General features: G+C 76.6%; 5 protein-coding genes and 1 pseudogene. 3 read left to right on the top strand and 3 right to left on the bottom strand.

Features of this window, described 5'->3' with window-relative positions:
* The coding region (locus CCN44_RS38040) for a helix-turn-helix transcriptional regulator (RefSeq protein ID WP_107502155.1) at positions 1 to 833 on the top strand (833 nt) is incomplete at its 5' end.
* A gap of 56 nt (positions 834 to 889) precedes the next feature.
* A complete protein-coding gene (locus CCN44_RS38045; RefSeq protein WP_059248926.1) occupies positions 890 to 1,408 on the top strand; it encodes a DUF4240 domain-containing protein in 519 nt (172 codons plus the stop codon).
* A gap of 21 nt (positions 1,409 to 1,429) precedes the next feature.
* Here CCN44_RS38045 and CCN44_RS38050 read toward each other — a convergent pair whose 3' ends face one another.
* Both CCN44_RS38050 and CCN44_RS38055 read right to left on the bottom strand, forming a co-directional pair.
* The gene (locus CCN44_RS38050) at positions 1,430 to 1,675 is read right to left on the bottom strand and encodes a hypothetical protein (RefSeq protein ID WP_059248927.1); all 246 of its coding nucleotides are present in this window, start codon (positions 1,673 to 1,675) and stop codon (positions 1,430 to 1,432) included.
* 310 nt (positions 1,676 to 1,985) lie between these two features.
* Positions 1,986 to 2,738, bottom strand: a pseudogene (locus CCN44_RS38055) (peptidoglycan recognition protein family protein); the annotation flags it as partial.
* A gap of 356 nt (positions 2,739 to 3,094) precedes the next feature.
* Here CCN44_RS38055 and CCN44_RS38060 point away from each other — a divergent pair.
* A complete protein-coding gene (locus CCN44_RS38060) occupies positions 3,095 to 4,279 on the top strand; it encodes a MarP family serine protease (protein ID WP_059248928.1) in 1,185 nt (394 codons plus the stop codon).
* Between the two features lie 34 nt (positions 4,280 to 4,313).
* On the opposite strand, the gene CCN44_RS38065 is transcribed toward CCN44_RS38060, so the two are convergent.
* A partial coding sequence (locus CCN44_RS38065) for a GNAT family N-acetyltransferase (RefSeq protein ID WP_143650286.1) occupies positions 4,314 to 4,548 on the bottom strand: 235 nt, incomplete at its 5' end.

A 4,548-nucleotide genomic window follows, 5' to 3' on the forward strand; every position in this document is an offset into this window, starting at 1 on the left:
GGGGGCGGGCCGGGGGCTACCGGCTGGTCGGCGGATACCGGACGCGGCTGACGGGGCTGGCCCGCAGCGAGGCCGAGGCGCTGTTCCTGAGCGGGGTGCCGGGCGCGCTGCGGGAGATGGGGCTGGAGGACGCCGCGTCGGCGGCCCGGCTGAAGGTGTCGGCGGCGCTGCTGCCCTCCCTGCGTGACGCCCCCGACTCCGCCGCCCAGCGCTTCCACCTGGACGCCCCGGCCTGGTTCCGGGAGCCCGAGACACCCGCGCGGCTGCCCGTGGTCGCCGAGGCGGTGTGGGACGACCGGCGGATCGACGCCGTGTACCGGCGCGGGGAGGACACGGTCGAGCGGCGGCTGGAGCCGTACGGGCTCGTGCTGAAGGCGGGGGTCTGGTACCTGTGCGCGCGGGTGGCCGGGCCGCGGGCCGGCTTCCGGACGTACCGGATCGACCGGTTCGAGTCGGTGACCGCGCTCGACGAGCGGTTCGACCGCGACCCGGACTTCGACCTGCCCGGCTTCTGGGCGGACCAGGCCGAGCGGTTCGCCCGGTCGATCCTGCGCGCGGAGGTGGTCGTACGGCTCTCCCCGGACGGCGTGCGCCGGCTGCCGTACGCCGTCGACCCGCTCGCCGCGCGGGACGCGCTGGACGGGGCGGGCGCGCCCGACGCCGAGGGCTGGGTCACGGTGACGCTGGCCGTGGAGTCGGAGGAGGTCGCGCACAGCCAGCTGACCGCGCTCGGGCCGGAGGCGGAAGTGCTGGCTCCGGCGAGCCTGCGGGAGCGGTGCGCGGCGGACGCGGCCCGGCTCGCCGCGCTGTACCGCCGTACGGACGGCGGATGACGATCCGCCGTACTCCGCGTGCGGCCCACCGGCCGAGGCCCGATGCTGGTGCCGTGATGGACGAGACGGAGTTCTGGGAGCTGATCGACTCCACCCGCGAGGCCGCCGGGGGCGATCCCGAGGAGCAGGCCGACCTGCTCCTGGACCGGCTGCTCCAGCTGGACCCCGACCTGGTCCTGGACTTCGCCCGCCACTTCGAGGCCCGCTACAACCGCGCCTACCGCTGGGATCTGTGGGGCGCCGCCTGGCTGCTGCTGGACGGGTGCAGCGACGACGCGTTCGACTTCTTCCGGTGCTGGCTGATCGGCCAGGGCCGGGAGGTCTTCGAGGGTGCCCTGCACGAGCCGGACGCGCTGGCCGAGTTGCTGGGCGAGTTCGACGAGGAGATCGACGGCGACGGCGAGGAGCTGGGGTACGCGGCGGACGAGGCGTACGAGCAGCTGACCGGCACCGTCGCGCCCGACCTGGGTATCGCCCCGGCGCCGGCCGAGCCGGAGGGCAGGCCCCTGGATCTGGAGGACGACCGGGTGCTCGCCGAGCGGTATCCCCGCCTGTGGGCGCGGTTCCGGGGGTGACGCCGGTCCCCTGCCTGCGCCTCAGGCGGTGGCCGTGCGCCTGCGGGTGCTGTCGGCCGGCGGGGAGGCTCCGGTCCGGTCGGCCTTGACCGGGTGGTGCATCGGGGCGGCGTTGGCCTGGTCGAGGGCGGACGCGGTGACCGCGGCCGGGCCGAGGACGACGGTCACGGCCGCGCACACCACCGCCCAGGGGCCGCGGGCGGTCCGGGTCCGTCCGGTGCGCTCCCGCGCGGACCCGGTACGGCCGCCGTGCCGACTGCTGTCCATGATGCTCACCTGTCCCCGCCTGCGGTCGGCCGCTGTCGTGTCCGACCGTAGGAGGCGGGGCTGGGGGCGGGCTGCGGGCCGCCTATGGCCTCGCTGTGGGCGATGGTCCGGCCGGTCGTCCGGCCGGGCGGGGGGCCGTTGGCGTGGCCTTGCGGGTGGCCGCTCCTGTGGGCGTCCGGCCCGCGGGGGCCCGGCCCGTGGGGGTCGTAGTCGCGGGCGTCCGGGTCACGGGGCTCCGGGTCGCCGGGGTCCGGGTCGTCGGGGTCCGGGACGTCGGGGTCCGGGACGTCGGGGTCCGAGTCGCCGGGGTCCGGCCCTGCAGGGCCGCGGCGCGTTCCCGGATCGCCGGGAGGCGGGTGGCGAGGGCCGCGCCGGGGCAGTTGGTCGCGAAGCCGTCCTGGTGGCCGGCGAGGGCGGGCAGGGTGGCGGTGGTTCCCGCCCTGTAGCGGCTGAGGCCGCTGCTGGAGACCAGCCGGGCCCGGCCGCGCGGGTCGACGTCGGCCAGGCCGAGCTTCCAGGCGGCCAGGGCGGCGATCGCGTCGGTCATGGCCCGGGGCACGGGGACACCGGCGGTGAAGGTGCCGAGGGCGGCGATGCCGGCGGTGCGGTGGTTGAAGCCCTGCGCGTGGGCGCCGGTGACGGGCCGGTCGACGCCTCCGGCGCGGCCCTCGTAGATGGTGCCGCAGCGGTCGACGACGAAGTTGTAGCCGATGTCGTCCCAGTGGCGGGCGCCGGTCTGCCCGGCGTACAGGTGGCGGATGACGCGGGGCGCGTCGGCGCACGGGTAGTCGTTGGGCGAGTCGGTGTGGTGGACGAAGACGGCGACCACCTTGTCGTCGTAGCGCGGCGGCGGCTGGGTGCGTCCGGTGGCGCGGTCCAGCCAGGCGGAGCGGGGCACGATGCGCGGCCGGGCGGCCCGGTGGGCGGAGGAGGGCCGGCCCTCGGCGGCGGGGTGGCCGGACCGGTCGAGGCGGGACGCGGCGGTGCGCTCGACGCCGCTCGCGCATACGACGAGCGCGCCGACGGCGAGCAGCCCGGGCAGGCAGCCGAGCAGGGCGAACAGGGTGCCGCGCGTCGGCGCGGTGCGCCGTTTCCGGGTCTTCGGCACTGTGGGGGCCGCTCCCGGGGCCACGCTTCGGACCGCTCCCCGGGTCACGCTTCGGACTGCTCCCCGGACCGCTCTTCGGGCCGCTCCCCGGACCGCTCTTCGGACGACACGCATGATCCCACTCTCGGGTCGACCTGCCGTGCCCGCGATGTGCGCTGTGCCACCTGGTGGAACCATCGTCCCGGTCCGGGTCGTTCCTGAGGGTACACACGTATGTGACCGGTTCCGGCCCCGGTGGCCGCCTCCCGTGCGGGTGCTGATCAGCGGACCGGTCCCGTCCGTACTGAGGGGTCCGAGAGAAAGGCGGCTCCGTGGACCTGCTCGACCTGCTGCTCGTGCTGGTGATCGTCGTCTACGCGGTGTCCGGATACCGGCGCGGACTGGTGGCCGGGTGTGTCTCGCTGGCCGGGTTCGTGGGCGGCGCGGCCGTCGGCGTGTGGCTGCTGCCGTGGGTGACGGGCCAGGCGGAGCGGGGTACGGCGGCGGCGACGGTGCTCGCGGTGGTGACGGTGCTGGGGCCGGCGGTGGTGGGGCACGAGCTGGCGGGCCGGCTGGCGCTGCGGCTGCGCGGGGGGCTGGACCGGGGTCCGCTGCGGGTGGCGGACGGCATGGGCGGCGCGGTGGCCAACGGCGTCGCGGTGCTGATCGTGGCCTGGGTGGCGGCGAGTGTGCTGAGCGCGGCCCCGACGCAGCCGCTGACGACGGCGATACGGAACTCGGCGCTGCTCGGCGCGGTGCAGCAGGCGATGCCGCAGACCACGCCCGCGTGGTTCTCGCGGGCCACCTCCGCGCTGACCGAGGCGGGCTTCCCGCAGGTGTTCAACCCGTTCGAGAACGAGTCGACGGCCCAGGTGCCCCGGCCGACCGGCGACAGCGTCACCCCGGCCGCGGCCGGCGCCGCCAAGCTGAGCACGGTGAAGATCGAGGGTGCCGCGGGCGCCGAGGGCCGCGAGGGCAGCGGGTTCGTGTACGCGGCGCAGCGGGTGATGACCAACGCGCACGTGGTGGCCGGCATCGACGACCCGAGCGTGCGGATCGGCGGGGTGGGGCGGTCGTACCCGGCACGGGTGGTGCTGTTCGACCCGGACCGGGACGTGGCGGTGCTGTACGTGCCGGGGCTGCGCGCCCCGGTGCTGCGGTTCGAGCCCAGTGCCGCGCGCGGGGACGCGGCGGTGGTGGCGGGCTATCCGCACGACGGGGCGCTGGACCTGCAGGCGGCGACGGTCGGGAGCCGGGTGCGGGCGACCGGCCAGAACATCTACAACGACCGCACGGTCACCCGGGAGATCTACTCGGTCCGCTCCACGATCCGGCCGGGCAACTCCGGGGGCCCGCTGCTGACCACGGAGGGCCGGGTGTTCGGGGTGGTCTTCGCCCGGTCCACCTCGGACGCCGAGACGGGGTACGCGCTGACGGCGGCCGAGGTGGCGGGCGACGCCCGGCGCGCGGCCACGGCGACGGCGCCGGTGGACACGGGCGAGCTGATCGATTCGTGAGCCGCTCCCGCAGCGGATCGGGTGCGGCCGGGGCCTACAGGCTGCGGCCCATGCAGACGTCGTCGACGTACCGGCCGTCGATGAGGAACTCCCCCGGCAGCACGCCCTCGACGGCGAACCCCTCGGCCTCGTAGAGGGAGCGGGCCGGGGTGTTGTGCGCGAGCACGCGCAGGGTGAGGCGGCGCGCGCCGCGCCGGCGGGCCTCGGCGACGGCGGCCCGGACCAGCGCGCGCCCGATGCCGCGCCCGCGCGCCTCGTCGGCGACGGCG

Source organism: Streptomyces tricolor (assembly GCF_002155905.1).
Taxonomy (GTDB): Bacteria; Actinomycetota; Actinomycetes; order Streptomycetales; family Streptomycetaceae; genus Streptomyces; species Streptomyces tricolor.

What these genes read in the sequence shown, in the direction of transcription:
- CCN44_RS38045 (WP_059248926.1), top strand. Translation starts at nt 890, where the DNA reads ATGGACGAGACGGAGTTCTGGGAGCTGATCGACTCCACCCGCGAGGCC.
- CCN44_RS38050 (WP_059248927.1), bottom strand. Translation starts at nt 1,675, where the DNA reads ATGGACAGCAGTCGGCACGGCGGCCGTACCGGGTCCGCGCGGGAGCGC.